Here is a 16,520-nt window from a genome sequence, read left to right on the forward strand (position 1 = left end):
ACTCCCAACGGAGGACGATCCCATCGGACACGCAGACACTCTCATCGCCATGGGCGGCGCGTTCCTCGCCGCCGCACTGCTCGCCCGCCTCGGCGGCCGTATCGGCCTGCCGACGATCCCCCTGTTCATCCTGGCCGGAATCCTGCTCGGCCCCCACACCCCCGGCATCGTGCTCCTCTCGGACCCGCACGATCTGGAGATGCTCTCGGCCCTCGGCCTGGTCCTGCTCCTCTTCTACCTCGGTCTCGAATTCCACCTCGACGATCTGAAGGCCGGCGGCAAGCGGATGGCCATGGCCGGCGGCGCCTATCTGGTCCTCAACGTCGGCGCGGGTCTCGGCTTCGGCTTCGCGCTCGGCTGGGGCACGTCGGAGGCGCTGGTCCTCGCGGGAGTCCTCGGCATCTCCTCGTCCGCCATCGTCACCAAGGTGCTGGTCGACCTCGGACGCATCGGCAACCCCGAGACCAAACCCATCCTCGGCATCATCGTGGTCGAGGACATCTTCCTGGCGCTCTACCTCGCCGCGCTCCAGCCCATCCTGTCCGGCGCCGACAGCCTCTCCGCGGCCGTCATGGACGCCGGCAAGGCCTTCGGCTTCCTGCTGCTGCTCGCCCTGGCCGCCCGCTTCGGCACCAAGGTCATCGGACGGCTCATCAACACCCGGGACGACGAACTGCTCGTCATCTCCTTCCTGGGCGCGGCCGTCTTCATGGCCGGGGTGTCGGAGTGGTTCGGGGTCGCGGACGCGATCGGCGCCTTCATGGTCGGTCTGATGCTCGGCAGCACGACCTCGGGCGAACGCATCCTGAAGCTCGTCCACCCGCTCCGGGACGCCTTCGGCGCCATCTTCTTCTTCGCCTTCGGTCTCTCGATCGACCCCGGCGATCTGCCGACCGTGCTCTGGCCGGTGCTCGTCGCCGTGGCGGTGACGCTGGTGATGAACGTCCTGGCGGGGCTGGCCGCCGCCCGGCTCTACCGCTTCGGCCCCGGGCCGGCCGCGAACATCTCCACCACGCTGCTGGCACGCGGCGAGTTCGCGCTGATCCTCGCCACCATGGCGGCGGCGGCCGGACTCGACGAGCGGCTCTCGCCGTTCATCGCGGGGTACGTACTCGTCCTGGCCGTGCTCGCACCGCTGGTGGCCGGGCGGTCCCATCTGCTGGCGCGCATCCTGCCGGGGCGCACCGCGGAACCCGCCCCGCTCTGAGCGGCGAGTGCCCCGGGTCCCGGCCGTGAGCGGCCGGGACCCGGGGCACCCGTGCGTTCACAGACCGGCGGGTTTCTTCGCCTCGCACTCGAACCACACGGTCTTGCCGCCCGCCGCCAGCGGGACCACACCCCAGCGGTCGGCCACCGCCTCGACCAGCAGCAGCCCGCGCCCGCTCTCCTCCAGGGCGAAGGGATCGACCCGCTCGGCGCGCGCGGGCACCGGGGCGGGAGCCGGCACCAGGGCCGGAACGGCGGCATCGGGGGCGGGGGACTCGGGCAGACGGTGCCAGCCGTCGCTCACCTCGACGCGCACCCCCCACGGCAGCCGCAGTATCACCAGCGCGCACCGGCGGTCGGGGACATGGCGCACCACATTGGCGAGCAGTTCGGTGACGGCGGATTCGGCGGAGTCGGTCAGCTCCTCCAGGGTCCAGATTTTCAGGTACGCGCGGATGATGCGGCGCAGATGGCAGGCGGAGTGCTCACCCGCGGTGAAGCGCATCCGGTAGCTGGAGGCGGACACTGGGTCGATCAAATGCACGATATCTCCCGGTGGGGCAGGGTTAGTTCTTTGTTTCCCCACTGGACCGCGGTCTAGTGATGACTCCCCGTCCGGAGTGCGGACAGGAGCGCCGAGCCGTCAACGGCGGCGCTCCGGCGCGACACCTTGGGGTGAAGAGCGGCGGGGCCGAGGGTACGGGGCGGCGGGCCGGGTAACCCGGGTGCGGGCCGGCGACCGGCCCGACTCCCTTCTCCCCCTGCCTCCGGAGGTTCCCCATGCGCCGTATCGCGCTGCTCGCCGCCGCGGTGACCCTGATCGCCGGCCCGTCCGCGGCCCCCGCGACCGCCGCGCACTCGTCCCCGCCGGCGTCCCTGTCCGCCTCGGTGACCTCCTTCTCCGGCTCGGACTGTCCGGCCCGGAGTCTCTGTCTCTACCGGGACCACAACTTCACCGGCGGCGGGGTCGCGCTGTCGGCGGACACCTATGTCGGCTGGCTCGGGGACCACGGCTTCAACGACCGGATGTCGTCGTGGTCCAACGACACCGGGCAGGTGTGCGACTGGTGGTCGGACTCCTACCGGGGCGGCGCCATCCACGACATGCGGGACGGGAACCGGGTGCAGGTGCTGCCCTCGGAGAACGACACGGCGTCATCCGTCGAGTGCTGGTGAGCCGGCCCGGGGGGCCGGGCGAGCCGGACCGCCCTCGCCCCTCGGGCGCCTGAGGAGCGCCCAGCCGGCCCTTCCGGCAGGGCCGAGGCGCGAAATCCTGCCCTTCCGGGCGAGCCGGGGCACGCTCCCAGCCCTCCGGGCGGGCCGAGGCACACATTCCAGCCCCTCCGGCACGGGCCGGGGCGCGGAACCCGGCCTCTCAGCGTCGAGCCGCACCACTCAACCCCTCCGGCGATTGAGCCGCACCACTCAGCCTCGCCGGCGTTTGAGGCGCGGGGGTTCGGGGGCTGGCCCCCGACCGTCGCCCGCAGGGTGCGGGGTCCTGTGGCACAGGGTCCGTCCTCAAACGCCGGACGGGCTGGGTTTGCCGGACGGGCTGGGTTTGCTCGGGTTGCCCGTGGTGCGGGGGCCGTTCTCAAGCGCCGGACGGGCTGAGGGTGTGCGGGTCCGTCCTCAAGCTCTTCCGGGGCTGCCACTGGGGGGTGCCCCCGGACGGGCACGGTTGGCTCGGGCCTCCCGTGGCGCCGGGCTTCAACCCGGGGCAGCTTCCGCCGGCTGAGGCAACTCCTTCCGCGGCGACTTTCGGACCGATAGAGTCTGGCCACCCCAGGGCGCGTGCCCGACGGCGTGAACTCGACGGTTTACGGCGCCCTCAGAACCATCGGCACACCCCTGCCCGACCTCGGGCGCAACCGAGCCGCGCACCCGGACCCCACGGACCCACGGGAGCCGCACATCGGCCGCTCTCCCGCGCCCACCTGCCCGGGAACCCCCTTCCCCGAACTCCGCTCCAGGCGCGTCCAAGCACCTTCCACACGGCCCAACCCCGTTGATCAAACCGGGACATGAGGCCCACCTCACCCGCCGCCGGGAAATCGGTTGATTTTCTCCGGACCAGGGCATTGCGGGGGACCTTTCCGGCCACAAGGATGCTGCCACCGGTACACCTGTCGTCGCCGTCCGTGACGGAAGCCGCCCGTCCAGCTGTGAAGTGAACGCTTCACCGGGCACATCCGTAATCGACGGCAGGCCACCGGGCCGACAAGGAGGTCTGCCAAAGATGATCGACCCCCGCACCGCCACCGCCCTCGCCCTGCGCTGCGCCGCGGTCATGGCCGTACCCGTGCTGCTCGCGGCGGCCGCCCCCTGGACCGCGTACGCCCATGGAGCCCCGGTCGATCCGGTGAGCCGGACCGCCGCGTGCACCACCGAGGGACCGGAACGGGACTCGGCGGCCTGCCGGGCCGCCGTCGCCGCCAACGGCGGTGCCCCGCTCGGCGCCTGGAACGGTCTGAAGGTCTCCGGGGTCCAGGGCAGGGAACGCGAGCTGATACCCGACGGACAGCTCTGCAGCGCGGGCCTGGACGGCTACCGGGGCCTGGACGCCGTACGCACCGACTGGCCCTCGGCCGAGCTGGTCGCGGGCGAGCCGTTCACCCTCCGGTACCGCGGCTCCGTCCCGCACGAGGGAACATTCGAGCTGTACCTCACCCGTGAGGGTTATGACCCCGGTCAGCCGCTGCGCTGGTCGGATCTGGCGGCCGAGCCGTTCGCCGAGGTGCTGAACCCTCCGGCGGAGAACGGCGAGTACCGGATCGACGCGACGGTGCCGGCCGGCCTGACCGGCCCCCATGTCCTCTACACCGTGTGGCGGACCTCGGATTCGCCGGACACGTACTTCGCGTGCTCGGACGTGCTCCTCACCGGCCAGGCGCCGGAGAGCGGCAGCTTCGGCCTCTACGGCAAGCAGAGCCCGGTCAGTGTGCTGGACACCCCGTCGGCGGCCCCGGCGACGGAGCCGTCCGCGCGGGCCGAGGGAGAGGAGGAGAGCGAGGAGGGCGTCTCCCTCGCGGTCGTCGCCGGGGGCGCGGGAGTGCTCGCGGTGCTGGTCCTGGGCGCGCTCGCGACGCTCCGGCCGCCCCAGCAGCAGGAACACCGCCACCGCCGCTGACCCCGGCCGGGGGCCGGAACCGGCGGGCTCGGGGGCAGGGGCAGGGGCAGGCTCAGCCTCAGGCCTCGCGGCAGAGGATCAGCAGGGCCCGGTCGTCGTTGACGTCCTTGGCGACGGCCTCGATCAGATGCCAGGCCGCGCCCTCGAAACCGGCCGTGACATAGCGGTCGGCCTCGCCGGTCAGCCGGTCCATGCCCTCGCTGAGATCGCGGTCCGGGGACTCCACCAGACCGTCGGTGAAGAGCATCAGCACATCGCCGGGCCGCAGGGACCCCTTCACCGGGTCGAACTGGGCGCCGTCGTAGACGCCCAGGAGGGGTCCCTCGCCGGTCATCTCCTCCCAGCGGCCGGTGCCGGCGCTGAGCTGAAGGGCGGGGAGATGGCCCGCCGAGAGGAGTTCGTAGTCGCCGGACTCCAGGTCCAGGACGAGGTGGATCGAGGTCGCGAAGCCCTCGTCCCAGTCCTGGCGGAGCAGATACCCGTTGGCGGCGTGCAGAAAGCGGTGCGGCGGGAGGGAGCCCAGCAGTCCGCCGAACGCGCCGGACAGCAGCAGTGCGCGGGAGGCCGCGTCCATGCCCTTGCCGGAGACATCGGTCAGGACGATCTCCAGGGTCCGCCCGCCGTTGGTTCTCGCCGCGACCACGAAGTCACCCGAGAACGACTGCCCGCCGGCCGGCCGCAGCGCCATCTCGCGGTGCCAGCCCTTGGGCAGCCGGGGCAGGGCACTCTGGACCCGGATGCGTTCGCGGAGGTCGAAGAGCATGGTGCCGCCGCGCCGCCAGGGCACCCCGACCCGCGCCCGGAACTGGGCGATCAGCAGCCCGAAGAACCCGGCCGCCGCGACCACCAGGACGGTGCCGGGGGTGACCCGGGCGGGGCCGTCCGTATAGGGGCCGAGGGCGAAGGTCTCCACGATCAGGCCGCCCGCGCAGGCCGCGTACAGCCCGAGCAGGCTCGCCGGGCGCAGCAGCAGCGCGCCCGCCACGATCGGCAGGACCAGCGCGGCGGGTGAGATCCACTCGGGCATCACCGTGGTGCCCCAGGTGAGGGCGGGGACCGTCAGCAGCAGACCCGCGAGGGCGAGGGTGTCGGAGCCGTCACCCCGGAAGTAGTCGACGGCGGACCTGCGCAGCGCGATGCGTACCCGGTGCACCGCCTTCCGCAACCGGGCCCGGAACGAATCCACTCCTGCGCCATGAGCCATTGTCGTGTGACCTTATCGATCCATCGCCCATCCGTGCAGAGGGACCCCTGCGACATCGTCCTCGCGAGGGGATCGCTCTGTCGATGTAGCGCTTCGTCGTCATGGCATATGACATCAGCTCTACGCGCGCTGAGTCCCGGGGGACCGGCCATCCGCGCCGGGATCGCCACCGCACCGGCGGCCCTGGTAGGGATGGGGCATGACGACTGAGCTGCGTGTGTTGCAAGGGTCCGAGTGGGACAAGTGGTACGCCGCACTGGAACTGGCGTTCGGAGGTGTCGCGGCCCCTCCGGAGCGCCGCGAGCTGGTGCGCACGATCACCGACCTCGACCGCTCGCTCGCGCTCTGGGACGGCGACGCGTGCGTGGGCACAGCCGGGTCGGTGGGGTTCCGGATGACCGTGCCCGGCGGGTCGGGGGTGCCGGTCGCGGGGGTGACGATGGTGAGCGTGGCCGGGACGCACCGCCGGCGCGGTCTGCTCACCGCGATGATGCGCCGCCAGCTCGACGACATACGCGCGTGGGGCGAGCCCCTGGCCGCGCTGACCGCGTCGGAGCCCGGGATCTACGGACGGTTCGGCTACGGCATGGCGACCAGTCAGCTCAAGGCCGAGATCGACACGGCCCGGGTGGGGCTCACGGTGCCGGCGGACACCGACACGGTCCGGCTGCGCGGGACACGGCCGCAGGACGGGCTCGCGGAGATCGAGGCGGTCTACGCCCGGCAGGTCCCCGGGCGCCCCGGGATGATCGCCCGGCTGCCCGGGTGGGAGCGGTTCCAGATCCTCGACACCCCGGCCGACCAGGCGGGCGCCTCCCCGCTCCAGTGCGTCCTCGCCGAGCGGGACGGGGAGACCCTCGGATACGCGCTCTTCCGCCTCCGCCCGTCCTGGAACGACGCCGGCCCCGACGGATCGGTGGAGGTCCAGGACCTCCAGGCCGTGGAGCCGGGGGCGTACGCGGCGCTGCTGCGGTTCCTCCTCGGAACCGACCTCACATCGAGGGTGAGCCTGGGCAACCGGCCCGCGGACGACGCCTGGCAGCACCTCGTGACCGATGTGCGGCGCTGCGGGCGGCGGCCCTGGGACGGGCTCCATGTGCGGGTGGTGGAGGTGGGGGCCGCCCTCGCGGCGCGGACCTACCGGGCGCCGGTGGATGTGGTCATCGAGGTGGAGGACGCCTTCTGCCCGTGGAACTCGGGGCGGTGGCGGCTGAGCGGGGACCCGAAGGGGGCGTCCTGCGAACGCACCACGGACGCGGCGGAGCTGGCGCTGACCGTGCGGGAGCTGGGCACGGCCTATCTGGGCGGGTTCTCCCTGCGGGAACTCGCCGCGGCGGGGCGGGTGCGGGAGATCGCCCCGGGGGCGCTGGCGGCGGCCTCGCTCGCCTTCGGGAGCGAGGTCGCGCCCTGGATGGCGCACGGGTTCTAGGGTCGGTCTTCCGGTGTCAGCGGCGCTGGCAGCCGGGGCACCAGAAGAGGTTGCGGGCGGCGAGACCCTCGGTGCGGATCTCGGTGGCGCAGATGAGGCAGGGCATCCGGGCACGGCGGTAGACGTAGACCTCGCCGCCGTGGTCGTCCACCCGGGGTTCGCGGCCCATGGCCTCGGGGGTGTGCTCGGGCCGGACGGTGTCGATGCGGTTGTTCCGCACGCCCTCGCGCATCAGCCCGGCGAGATCCGCCCAGATGGCGTCCCACTCGGCGCGGGTGAGGTCGCGGCCGGGGCGGTAGGGGTCGATGCCGTGGCGGAAGAGGACCTCGGCGCGGTAGACGTTGCCGACGCCCGCGATGACCTTCTGGTCCATCAGCAGGGCCGCGATGGTCGTACGGGAACGGGAGATCCGGTGCCAGACGGCGTCCGGGTCGCCGTCCTCGCGCAGGGGGTCGGGGCCCAGCCGGTCGTGCACCGCGGACTTCTCCGCGTCGGTGATCAGGGCGCAGGTGGTGGGGCCGCGCAGATCGACATACGCCTCGGGGTCGGCGAGCCGGAGGCGGACGGTGTCGGTGGGCGGGTGGGCGGGGGTGGTGCCGAAGCCGACCTTGCCGAAGAGGCCGAGGTGGATGTGAATCCAGCCGAGGGGGCCGAAGCCGAGGAAGAGGTGTTTGCCGTGGGCCTCGGCGTCGGTCATGACCTGGCGGTCGAGCAGGGCGGCGGAGCCGGAGAACTTGCCCTGCGGGCTGGTGACGCGGAGGGGGCGCGCCAGGAAGTGGGCGCGGTGGTCGGCGGCGAGCCGATGAATGGTGTGTCCTTCGGGCACGGGGGCCTTCTCTGTGCGGGGGCTGCTCGGTGTGCGGGGGCCTTCGTCTCTACGGGCCCGCCGCCGCCCCGGGCCCGTGTAGGTCAGCCCGCCCGGGGGCACCTCCCAGAGGCAGCTCCGGGGGAGTTTGAGGACGGACCCTGTGCCACAGGTAGCCCGCACGCTGCGGGCCACGGTCGGGGGCCAGCCCCCGAACCCCCGCGCCTCAAACGCCGGCGAGGCTGAATTTCGCACCTCGACCCGCCCAGAAGAGCTGAGGTGGTGCCGCCCAAACGCCGGCGAGGCTGAATTTCGCACCTCCGCCCGCCCGGAAAGGCTGAGGTGGTACCGCCCAAACACCGGCAAGGCTGGGTGGTGCCGCCCAAACAGCGGCGGGCCGGATGAGTGCGCCCCAAACGCCGGAGGGCCGAGTGGTACCGCCCCAACTCCGGTGGAGCCGGGTTCGCTCAGGTCCCCCGGCGCGGCGGGGCTTCCGCGTCAGCGGGCCGGCGAGGTGGGGACGGTCAGGGCTGGGGGTGGTGCGCCGGGATGGGCGGGAGGGCCCCGGTGGTCTCGTACTCCGTCAGCATCTCGATGCGGCGGGTGTGCCGCTCCTCCCCCGAGTACGGCGTCCCGAGGAAGATCTCCACGAACTTCGTGGACTCCTCAACCGAGTGCATCCGCCCCCCGATCGCCACCACGTTCGCGTTGTTGTGCTCCCGCCCCAGCGCCGCCGTCTGCTCGCTCCACGCCAGCGCCGCCCGCACCCCCTTCACCTTGTTCGCCGCGATCTGCTCGCCGTTCCCGGAGCCGCCGATCACGATGCCGAGGCTCCCGGGGTCGGCCGCCGTGCGCTCCGCCGCGCGGAGGCAGAAGGGCGGGTAGTCGTCCTGGGCGTCGTAGATGTGGGGGCCGCAGTCGACGGGGTCGTGGCCGTGGGCCCTGAGCCACTCGGCGAGGTGGTTCTTGAGTTCGTATCCGGCATGGTCGGAACCGAGGTACACGCGCATGCTCCGAGTGTGGCACGCGAGGAGCCGGGTAATCGTCAGCGGGGTCAGCACTTCGGTGACCACATGGTTCCCAACCCTCTAGGAATCCTCATGACCTCGCAGTCCACCACGGCCACGAAGGGCGGGCAGCCCGGCGACCCCGGAAAGCCCCAGCCCGACGACGGTCTCAAGCCGGGCCTCAAGAACCGCCATCTCTCCATGATCGCCATCGGCGGGGTGATCGGCGCCGGGCTCTTCGTCGGCTCCGGGGCCGGGATAGCGGCGGCCGGGCCCGCCATTCTGCTCTCGTACGCGCTCGTCGGCGCGCTCGTCGTGCTGGTGATGCGGATGCTCGGCGAGATGGCCGCCGCCAACCCGGCCTCCGGTTCGTTCTCCGAGTACGCCGACCGCGCGCTGGGACGCTGGGCCGGGTTCTCGATCGGCTGGCTCTACTGGTTCTTCTGGGTCGTGGTGCTGGCCGTGGAGGCGACGGCCGGGGCGGTGATCCTGGAGGGCTGGCTTCCGGCGGTGCCGCAGTGGGCGTGGGCGCTGATCGTGATGGTGGTGCTGACCGCGACCAATCTGGCCTCGGTGGGGTCGTACGGGGAGTTCGAGTTCTGGTTCGCCGGGATCAAGGTGGTGGCGATCGCCGGTTTCGTCGTCATCGGACTCCTCGCGGTCTTCGGTCTGCTGCCCGGCTCCGACAACCCGGGTGCCGGATTCGCCCATCTGACCGACTCCGGGGGCTTCTTCCCGAAGGGGTACGGAGCGGTGCTCACCGGGGTGCTGCTGGTGGTCTTCTCCTTCATGGGCAGCGAGATCGTCACCCTCGCGGCGGGTGAGTCGGCGGACCCGCGGCGGGCCGTGGCCAAGGCGACCAACAGTGTGATCTGGCGGATCGCCGTCTTCTACCTGGGCTCGATCTTCGTGGTCCTGACGCTGCTGCCGTGGAACGACAAGGCGATCACCGAGGACGGCTCCTACATCGCCGCGCTCGACTCCATCGGCATCCCGCACGCCGGGCAGATCATGAATGTGATCGTGCTGACCGCCGTGCTGTCCTGTCTCAACTCGGGGCTGTACACCGCGTCCCGGATGGCGTTCTCGCTGGGGCAGCGCGGCGACGCGCCGAAGTCCTTCGCCCGGACCGACTCCAGGGGTGTGCCCCGGGCGGCGATCCTCTCCTCGGTGCTCTTCGGCTTTCTCGCCGTCTTCTTCAACTACCGCTGGCCGGACACCATCTTCGCGTTCCTGATCAACTCCTCCGGAGCCGTGGCCCTCTTCGTCTGGCTGGTGATCTGCTGCACGCAGCTGCGGATGCGGAGGATCATCGAGCGGGAGTCGCCGGAGCGGCTCACGGTCCGGATGTGGCTCTTCCCCGGGCTGACCTGGGCGACCATCGGAATGATCACTTTTATCATCGTCTATATGCTCTTCAGCGACACCGGACGGGAGCAGATGCTGCTCTCGCTGCTGGTCGCGGCGGTGGTGGTGGGGATCTCGGTGGCCCGTGAGCGGTCCTCGAAGCGGCGCCGGGAGACGGCCGGCTGATCCCTCGGGCGGACGGCTTCCGGGGATACCTGACGGAAGGTGTCAGGTTGGGACGGCAGTCTCCGCGCCATGACCTTCATCGCAGCGCACACCTTCCGCCCCGGGGACCCCGGATACGACGAGGAGACGGCCGGCTTCCAGACCGGTTTCGCCCTGCGGCCCGAGCTGGTGGTCGGTGCCACCGGCCCCGAGGACGTGGGCCGCGCCGTGCGGTACGCGGCCGGGCTCGGGCTCCCCGTCGGCGTCCAGGCCACCGGCCACGGGCTGCCGGGGCCGGCCGAGGGCGGAGTCCTGATCACCACCCGCCGGATGGACGGACTCCGTATCGATCCGTCCACGCGCACCGCGCGCGTCGGGGCCGGGGTCCGCTGGGGCCGGGTCGTCGAGGCGGCGGCCCCGCACGGGCTCGCCCCGCTCAGCGGCTCGGCGCCCGGCGTCGGGGCCGTCTCCTCCACCCTGGGCGGCGGCATCGGACTGCTGGCCAGGGAGTTCGGCTATGCCGCCGACCATGTGCGGGCCATCGAGGTGGTCACGGCCGACGGCGAGCCGCGCCGGGTGACGGCCGCCGACGGGGAGCTGTACGGGGCCCTGCTCGGCGGCGGCGCCCAGCTCGGGGTCGTCACGGCGATCGAGACGGGCCTGGTGCCGGTGACCCGGCTGTACGGAGGCTCGATCCTCTTCGGCGACGCGCTGGTGGAGCCGGCCCTGCGCGCCTATCTGGAGTGGACCCGGGGGCTGCCGGACACGCTGACGTCGGGGCTGGCCGTGCTGACCTACCCGGATCTGCCCATGGTCCCGGCGGAGCTGCGCGGCCGGTACACGGCTTCCGTCCGGGTCGCCTTCACCGGGTCGCGGGAGGAGGGCGAGCGGCTGGTGGCCCCGCTGCGGGCGATCGGGCCCGCGCTCGGGGACTCGCTGCGGGAGCTGCCGTACACCGAGGGCGCGACGATCCACAGCGATCCGGAGCAGCCCCATCCGTACTACGGGGACAGCGCGATGGTGAGCGGCCTGGACCCGGGGACCGCCGTACGGCTGCTGAGGGCGACCGGGCCGGCGCAGCCGGTGTGGACGGTGACGCAGATCAGCCATCTGGGCGGGGCGCTGGCGATTCCCCGGGCCAACGCGGTACCGCACCGACAGGCCCGGTATCTGGTGCGGATGCTCTCCCCGCTGTCGCCCGGGACGGATGTGGCGGCGATCCGGGCCCAGCACGGGGAGGTGTACGGACTGCTCGGCCCGGCGGTCCTGGGGCGCTCGCTGAACTTCGCCTTCGGCGCCGCGGACCGGCCGGAGGGGATCTACGGCTCCGGGGAGGCACGGGCCCGGCTGGCGCGGGTCAAGCGGCGGTACGACCCGGGGAATGTGTTCCGGCGGGGGTACGCGTTCGGGGAGTGATCCGCGCCGGACGCACTCCGCCCGGCCCGGGGTGGACCGGACCGGGCGGAGTGCGCCGGCGAGACGGTCAGTCGCGGTTGCCGAGCAGCTTCCAGGCCGTCGGCAGGACGCCCATCGCCAGCGCCGCCTTGAGCGCGTCGCCGATCAGGAACGGGGTGAGGCCCGCCGCGACCGCCTGCGGGAGGGTCATCCCGGTGGCCAGGGCGAGATAGGGGACACCGATCGCGTAGACGATCGCCGACCCGGCCACCATGGCGCCCGCCATGCGCGGGACGGAGCGGTCGGCGCCGCGCCGGGCGAGCGCGCCGACGACGGTGGTGGCGAGCAGCATGCCGAGGATGTAGCCGAAGGACGGCATCGACCAGCCGGACTGGCCCTCCGCGAACCAGGGCATGCCCGCCATGCCCGCCACCGCGTACAGCCCGAGGGAGAGGAAGCCGCGCCGCGCGCCGAGGGTGGTGCCCACGAGGAGGGCGGCGAAGGTCTGGCCGGAGACCGGGACCGGGGAGCCGGGGATCGGGAGGGCGATCTGGGCGGCTATGCCGGTGAGGGCCGCGCCTCCGACGACCAGGGCGATGTCCCGGGTGCGGGAGGCGGGGAGCAGGTCCGCGAGGACCGCGCCCGGACGGGTGGTGGCAGTGGCAGTGCTCATCGGGACTCCGCGGAGGCGAGGGGAGGGGGAGGGTCAGAGTGACCGTAGCCCACCGGGTTTCGCCGGATCACCGTCAGGCGCCGACAAAGCACGGTGTGCGGGGTTCATGGGGATCAAACAAAGCATGGGGTTCATGCGCCCGGGGAGGTGACGCTCGTCACGGAGGTGGGGGCGGGTGTGCGGTGGGGGCGGGTACGGGAGGCGCTGTAGGGTTCTGCCAAAGCTGGTGAATATGCGTAAGCTGCCTGCACTCTGTGCGCAATTGTGTACTTCGTGTGAGGTCTGTGATCGTTTGATGGACCTTGGTTGCCCTCCGATCGGCGCGCATGCTCACTTTGAGCTCCGCTCTCCGTCAGCTACCGGAACAGGGCCACCCCCATGTCCAAGACTTCGGCGTCCCAGACGCCGGCCCCGACGCCGCAGCCCGGCTCCCCCTCCGGCGGCGACCCCGCGTCCCAGGGGCTCGCCCACGGTCTGAAGCAGCGCCATCTGTCGATGATCGCCCTCGGCGGGGTCATCGGCGCGGGGCTCTTCGTCGGCTCCGGCGCGGGCATCGCCCAGGCCGGGCCGTCGATCATCATCGCGTACGCGCTCTCCGGGCTGCTCGTGATGCTGGTGATGCGGATGCTCGGGGAGATGTCGGCGGCGAACCCGGCGTCCGGCACCTTCTCCGTCCACGCGGAACGGGCGATAGGGCCCTGGGCCGGGTTCGCCTCCGGCTGGATCTACTGGTTCCTGCTCTGTGTGGTCGTCGGTCTGGAGGGGATCGGCGCGGCGAAGATCATGGTCGGCTGGCTGCCGGGGACGCCCGAGTGGGCGTGGGTCGCGCTCTTCACCGTGGCGTTCTGCGCGGCGAACCTCGCGGCGGTGAAGAACTTCGGCGAGTTCGAGTTCTGGTTCGCGGCGCTGAAGGTCGGCGCGATCGTGCTCTTCCTCGGGATCGGGGTCCTCGCGATCACCGGGCTGCTGCCCGGCGGGGGTGAGGCTCCCGGGACCGCGAACCTCACCGGGGAGGGCGGTTTCCTGCCCAACGGGACCGAGGGGCTGGTGTTCGGCCTGCTGGCGTCGGTCTTCGCCTACGGCGGCCTGGAGACGGTGACCATCGCGGCGGCGGAGTCGGAGCACCCGGTGCGCGGGGTCGCCAAGGCGGTGCGCACGGCGATGTGGCGGATCGCGATCTTCTACGTCGGGTCGATGGCGGTGGTGGTGACGCTGGTGCCGTGGGACGACCCGAAGGTGGTGGAGCAGGGGCCGTATGTCGCCACCCTCGACCATCTGGGCATCCCGGCGGCCGGGGAGATCATGAACGTGGTCATCCTGATCGCGCTGCTCTCCGCGATGAACGCGAACATCTACGCGGCGTCGCGGATGTCGTGCTCCCTGGTGGGACGCGGCCAGGGCCCGAGGGCGCTCGGCCGTCTGCACAAGGGGGTGCCGATGACGGCGGTGGTGGTGTCGTCGGGGTTCGGCTTCCTGTGCGTGCTGCTGAGCTACTGGCGCCCGGACGATGTCTTCATGTGGCTGCTGAACATGATCGGCGCGATCATCCTGGTGGTGTGGTTCTTCGTCGGCGTCTCCCAGCTGATCCTGCGCCGCCGCACGGAACGGGAGGACCCGTCGCGCCTGGTGGTGCGGATGTGGCTGTACCCGGGGCTGACGTGGGCGGCGCTGGTGGCGATGGTGGGGGTGTTCGTGCTGATGGCGCGGGAGGGGGAGACGCGGACGCAGTTGTACTACACGGGGGTGCTGACGGTGGGGTTGGTGGTGGTGGGAGTGATCAGGCAGCGCCTGTCGACCCGCCGCACCTGACCCCTGCCTGAAGCCGGCGCCCCGGGCCCGCACCGTACGGGGTCCTGTGGCACAGGGTCCGTCCTCAAACGCCGGACGGGCTGGGTTTACTCAGCCTCGCCGGCGATTGAGGCGCGGGGGTTCGTGGACCGGCCCCCGACCCGGGCCCGCGGGATGCGGCGACCTGTGGCACAGGGTCCGTCCTCAAACGCCGGACGGGCTGGGTTTACTCAGCCTCGCCGGCGATTGAGGCGCACCGCCCCAGCCCTTCCGGACGGGACGAGGCAGGAAATCCAGCCTCGCCGGCGATTGAGGCGCGGGGGCCCGGGCCCACGGGGTGCGGGGGGCAGGTCAGAGGGTGGTGGGGTGGTTGAGGGTGAGGAGGGACGAGGTGGTGGGGGTGAGGCGGAGCTCCGTGAGCGCCGTGTTCCCGAGGCGCGGGAAGACCCTCCGGTAGTCCCGCAGGGGAATCCCCAGCAACTCACACAGCACCAGCCGGATCAGCGTGTTGTGAGCCACCACCAGCACCCGCCCCCCCGAACACCCCTCGGCGATCCGCCGCAGCGCCCCCACCCCCCGCGCCGCCGCCGACACGGGGTCCTCCGCCCCCGGGAACGGATTCCCCACCGGGTCCTCCTCGAACGCCGCCGCCGCCCCCGGCGCCTCCCGGGCGAACTCCGCCAGCGTCCGCCCCTCCACCACCCCGAAGTCGCACTCGCGCAACTCCCGCTCCCGGTGCGGGGTCAGCCCCAGCGCCCGGCACGCGGGTTCCGCCGTCTCGATCGCGCGCGGCACGGTGGAGGTCCAGATCGCGTCCACCGGGTGCCGCGCCGCCCACTCCCCCAGCTCCCGCGCCTGCCGGTACCCCTCGTCGGTGAGCGCCACATCGCTCACCCCGGCATAGCGGTTCTCCGCGTGCCAGACCGTCTGCCCGTGCCGGGCCAGCAGCAGTGTCGCGCTCGCGCTCATCGTTCCCGCTCTCTCGGTGTCTCCGTGCGGACGCGCGCGTGCGCGGCCGCCTCCGCCGGCAGCCAGCCGCGCCGTTCCAGTTCGTCGACCAGTGTCAGATACGCACCGGTGAACCGCCCCGTGCGCGCGGGTTCCACCGTCTCCCGCACCCGCACCATCCGCTCGGCCGCCGCCCTGAGCGTGGGCGCCGCGCCCGCGCCGTGCGCCGCGAGGACCGCCATCCCGAGCGCGGGCTCGCTGGTGACCGGGACCCGGACCGCCCGCCCCAGGACCTCCGCCCGCAGCCGGGTCCAGTACGCGCTGCGCACCGCCCCTCCGGTGAAGGTGAGCGGCCCGTCCACGGGCGCCCCCAGCAGATCGAGGTAGTCCAGACAGAGCCGTTCGACGAGCGCGACGCCCTGGAGCAGGGCCGCCCAGTGGTCGGCGTCCGACGCCGGCGTCCCGAGGAGGAACCCGGTCGCGTCGGGCGCGACGAAGGGAAAGCGCTCCCCGGGCGCGCCGAGCGGATAGGCGACCGGGCCGGCCGGCTCATGGGCGCGGGCGAGGGCGTCGAGCGCCGCCGGGTCGGCGTCCGGGAAGGCGGCGCGCAGGGCGCCGCCGCCGACGTTGGAGGCCCCGCCGGGCAGCCAGTTCCCGTCGGGGGAGAGATGGCTGTAGACCACTCCGGAGGGGTCGCGCAGCGGGCTCGCGGTGACCCCCTTGAGGACCAGCGTGGTGCCGAGCACCGAGTTCCAGGAGCCGACGGCGAGCGCCCCGGAGGCGATCTGCGCGGCGCACCCGTCGGTCATTCCGGCCACGATCGCCGTCCCCGCCGGAATCCCCGTCTCCGCCTCGGCGGCCCTCGCGACCTCGCCGATCCGGGTCCCCGGGCGGACGACCTCCGGCAGCCCCGGCACCTCCGGCTCCGTGAAGCGCCCCGTCGCGGGGTCGTACCCCGTCTTGAGGGCGTGGCTGGAGTCGGTGGGCAGCGGGCGGCCCGCGAGCCGGCCGGCGATCAGATCGGCCTGATGGGTGATCCGCCCGGGGCCGTGGGCGTCGAGGAGCAGCCGGGCCCGGCCGGGTCCCCGGCCCGGGGCGCGCCCGTCGTCGTACATCACGGCGGGGGTCAGCGGCGCGCCGCGCTCGTCGGTGAGCAGCACGGTCCCGGAGGTGGAGCAGATCGCCAGGGCGCGGGGCCGGTGGCCGTGGCGCAGGGCCCCGCGGGACGCGTCGCGGACGGCGGTCCACCAGTCGGCGGGCCGCTGCTCATGGCGTACCCCGTCGCGGAGGCCGGTCAGCGGTGCCGAGCCGCTGCCGACGATCTCGCCGGTGTCCGAGGCGATGACGGCACGGACGCTCTGGGTGCCCAGATCGATCCCCATCCACATACGGGTTCCTCCCGCCGCTGGTGCCCGCTTCCTCTGAC

The 16,520-nt window shown here is 72.6% G+C and carries 14 protein-coding genes; 7 read left to right on the forward strand and 7 right to left on the reverse strand.

Annotated elements, in window-relative coordinates:
* Window positions 1–49 precede the first annotated feature (49 nt).
* Complete coding sequence (locus tag ABT122_RS04550; RefSeq protein WP_351545206.1) at window positions 50–1,207, forward strand: cation:proton antiporter; 1,158 nt, start codon at window positions 50–52, stop codon at window positions 1,205–1,207.
* Between the two features lie 57 nt (window positions 1,208–1,264).
* Here ABT122_RS04550 and ABT122_RS04555 read toward each other — a convergent pair whose 3' ends face one another.
* Complete coding sequence (locus ABT122_RS04555) at window positions 1,265–1,711, reverse strand: ATP-binding protein (protein ID WP_351545478.1); 447 nt, start codon at window positions 1,709–1,711, stop codon at window positions 1,265–1,267.
* 275 nt (window positions 1,712–1,986) lie between these two features.
* Between ABT122_RS04555 and ABT122_RS04560 the strand changes: the two genes are divergently transcribed.
* Window positions 1,987–2,382, forward strand: a complete 396-nt coding sequence (locus tag ABT122_RS04560; RefSeq protein ID WP_351545209.1) for a peptidase inhibitor family I36 protein — start codon at window positions 1,987–1,989, stop codon at window positions 2,380–2,382.
* Between the two features lie 1,060 nt (window positions 2,383–3,442).
* On the forward strand, window positions 3,443–4,333 hold the full coding sequence (locus tag ABT122_RS04565; RefSeq protein ID WP_351545212.1) for a lytic polysaccharide monooxygenase auxiliary activity family 9 protein: 891 nt from the start codon (window positions 3,443–3,445) through the stop codon (window positions 4,331–4,333).
* Between the two features lie 58 nt (window positions 4,334–4,391).
* Here ABT122_RS04565 and ABT122_RS04570 read toward each other — a convergent pair whose 3' ends face one another.
* Window positions 4,392–5,537: a SpoIIE family protein phosphatase gene (locus ABT122_RS04570; RefSeq protein WP_351545215.1), complete on the reverse strand. Its 1,146-nt coding sequence runs from the start codon at window positions 5,535–5,537 to the stop codon at window positions 4,392–4,394.
* 199 nt (window positions 5,538–5,736) lie between these two features.
* Between ABT122_RS04570 and ABT122_RS04575 the strand changes: the two genes are divergently transcribed.
* On the forward strand, window positions 5,737–6,966 hold the full coding sequence (locus ABT122_RS04575) for a GNAT family N-acetyltransferase (RefSeq protein ID WP_351545218.1): 1,230 nt from the start codon (window positions 5,737–5,739) through the stop codon (window positions 6,964–6,966).
* Between the two features lie 16 nt (window positions 6,967–6,982).
* On the opposite strand, the gene ABT122_RS04580 is transcribed toward ABT122_RS04575, so the two are convergent.
* A complete protein-coding gene (locus ABT122_RS04580; RefSeq protein WP_351545221.1) occupies window positions 6,983–7,792 on the reverse strand; it encodes an Fpg/Nei family DNA glycosylase in 810 nt (269 codons plus the stop codon).
* Between the two features lie 503 nt (window positions 7,793–8,295).
* On the reverse strand, window positions 8,296–8,781 hold the full coding sequence (locus ABT122_RS04585; protein WP_351545224.1) for a ribose-5-phosphate isomerase: 486 nt from the start codon (window positions 8,779–8,781) through the stop codon (window positions 8,296–8,298).
* A gap of 90 nt (window positions 8,782–8,871) precedes the next feature.
* Here ABT122_RS04585 and ABT122_RS04590 point away from each other — a divergent pair, with 90 nt between their 5' ends.
* Both ABT122_RS04590 and ABT122_RS04595 read left to right on the forward strand, forming a co-directional pair.
* The gene (locus ABT122_RS04590; RefSeq protein WP_351545227.1) at window positions 8,872–10,311 is read left to right on the forward strand and encodes an amino acid permease; all 1,440 of its coding nucleotides are present in this window, start codon (window positions 8,872–8,874) and stop codon (window positions 10,309–10,311) included.
* Window positions 10,312–10,380: 69 nt separating this feature from the next.
* The gene (locus ABT122_RS04595; protein ID WP_351545230.1) at window positions 10,381–11,706 is read left to right on the forward strand and encodes an FAD-binding oxidoreductase; all 1,326 of its coding nucleotides are present in this window, start codon (window positions 10,381–10,383) and stop codon (window positions 11,704–11,706) included.
* A gap of 67 nt (window positions 11,707–11,773) precedes the next feature.
* On the opposite strand, the gene ABT122_RS04600 is transcribed toward ABT122_RS04595, so the two are convergent.
* Complete coding sequence (locus tag ABT122_RS04600) at window positions 11,774–12,358, reverse strand: biotin transporter BioY (protein WP_351545232.1); 585 nt, start codon at window positions 12,356–12,358, stop codon at window positions 11,774–11,776.
* Between the two features lie 378 nt (window positions 12,359–12,736).
* Between ABT122_RS04600 and ABT122_RS04605 the strand changes: the two genes are divergently transcribed.
* Window positions 12,737–14,167 carry an amino acid permease gene (locus tag ABT122_RS04605; protein WP_351545235.1) on the forward strand — a complete coding sequence of 477 codons (1,431 nt, stop codon included), beginning with the start codon at window positions 12,737–12,739 and terminating at the stop codon, window positions 14,165–14,167.
* Window positions 14,168–14,497: 330 nt separating this feature from the next.
* Here the strand turns inward: ABT122_RS04605 and ABT122_RS04610 are convergent, their stop codons facing one another.
* Window positions 14,498–15,115 (reverse strand): histidine phosphatase family protein, encoded by a 618-nt coding sequence (locus ABT122_RS04610; RefSeq protein WP_351545238.1) that lies wholly within the window; start codon window positions 15,113–15,115, stop codon window positions 14,498–14,500.
* Complete coding sequence (locus ABT122_RS04615) at window positions 15,112–16,482, reverse strand: FGGY-family carbohydrate kinase (RefSeq protein WP_351545241.1); 1,371 nt, start codon at window positions 16,480–16,482, stop codon at window positions 15,112–15,114. Before ABT122_RS04615 ends, ABT122_RS04610 begins: the two co-directional genes overlap by 4 nt.
* Window positions 16,483–16,520 lie beyond the last annotated feature (38 nt).

The sequence above is a fragment of the Streptomyces sp. NPDC001985 genome (assembly GCF_040296845.1).
Taxonomy (GTDB): Bacteria; Actinomycetota; Actinomycetes; order Streptomycetales; family Streptomycetaceae; genus Streptomyces.